This window comes from Micromonospora sp. D75 (genome assembly GCF_018070405.1).
Lineage (GTDB): Bacteria > Actinomycetota > Actinomycetes > Mycobacteriales > Micromonosporaceae > Micromonospora > Micromonospora chalcea.
In genome coordinates, this window is the sequence record NZ_JAGPXV010001037.1 from 1 (window position 1) to 1,071 (window position 1,071).

Consider the following 1,071-nt stretch of genomic DNA (forward strand, 5'->3'; position numbering starts at 1 on the left):
CCGCCGTGGACGCCGCCCGCTGCCCGGTGGGTGACCGCTCCTCGACCACGAAGTGCGGCACCGCCACCGCCGGCAACGTCCGCAACATCGTCGACGCGCCGGTGGCCGGCAAGTCCGGCACCACCGACTCGGAGAAGACCTCCTCGCTGGTCGCCATGACCAAGCAGTACGCGGTCGCCGGCATCATGGCCGACCCGGACTGGCCGCAGACCAACCAGAAGATGGGCCACGACGTGCCCACCGGCATCAACCCGGCGGTCTACGAGACGCTGCGGGACGCCATGAAGGGCAAGGACCGGAAGAACTTCACCCCGCCCAGCGGCAAGATCGTCCTGGGTGACCAGCGGTCCATCCCGGATGTGAAGTGCGCGTCCATCGAGAGCGCGAAGTCCCGGCTCAAGGGCGCCGGCTTCGAGCCGGTGGTCTCCAGCAACAAGGTGGCGTCGGACTGCCCGGCGGGCACCGCGGCCGGCACCAGCCCGAACGGGCGCACCATCAAGGGCGGCGTCGTCATGATCGAGGTCAGCTCCGGCAAGGGCGACTCGGACCAGGGCGGCACCGCGACGCCGGACCGACCAGGTGGGCCGGGCGGACCGGGTAACGGCCGACCAGGACGACCGGGGAACTGATCCCAGACGAAGCGACGGCCACCTCCGTGAAGGGGCCGTCGCTTCTTCTTGTGTCTACGGGACGGTCAGAGGCCCAGCTGGCGGCGTACCTCAGCGGCCACCCGGCCCCCCTCGGCGCGGCCGGCCACCGCGGTCTGGGCGGCCTTCATGGCCGGGCCCATCTGCGCCTTGCCGGTGAAGCCGCCCGCGGCGAGCGCCCCCGAGACCAGCTCGGCCAGTTCCTCGTCGGAGAGCTGCTTGGGCAGGTAGCGCTCCAGCACCTCACCCTCGGCGGTCTCCTTGCCGGCCTGCTCGGCGCGCCCGGCGTCGGCGAACGCCACTGCCGCCTCGCGGCGCTTCTTCGCCTCCTTGGCCAGCACCGCGAGCACCTCGTCGTCGCTGAGCTCGCGCTTTTCCCGGCCGGCCACCTCGGCGTTGCCCACGGCCGCGAGACGGAATAGTG

Annotated in this window: 2 protein-coding genes; one reads left to right on the top strand and one right to left on the bottom strand. The window is 71.9% G+C overall.

Annotated features, from left to right (window positions below):
- Window positions 1-629, top strand: a 629-nt coding sequence (locus tag KBX39_RS31775) for a PASTA domain-containing protein (RefSeq protein WP_210874113.1), incomplete at its 5' end; no start/stop codon positions are given.
- A 65-nt stretch (window positions 630-694) separates the two neighbouring features.
- On the opposite strand, the gene KBX39_RS31780 is transcribed toward KBX39_RS31775, so the two are convergent.
- A partial coding sequence (locus KBX39_RS31780; RefSeq protein WP_210874116.1) for a GatB/YqeY domain-containing protein occupies window positions 695-1,071 on the bottom strand: 377 nt, incomplete at its 5' end.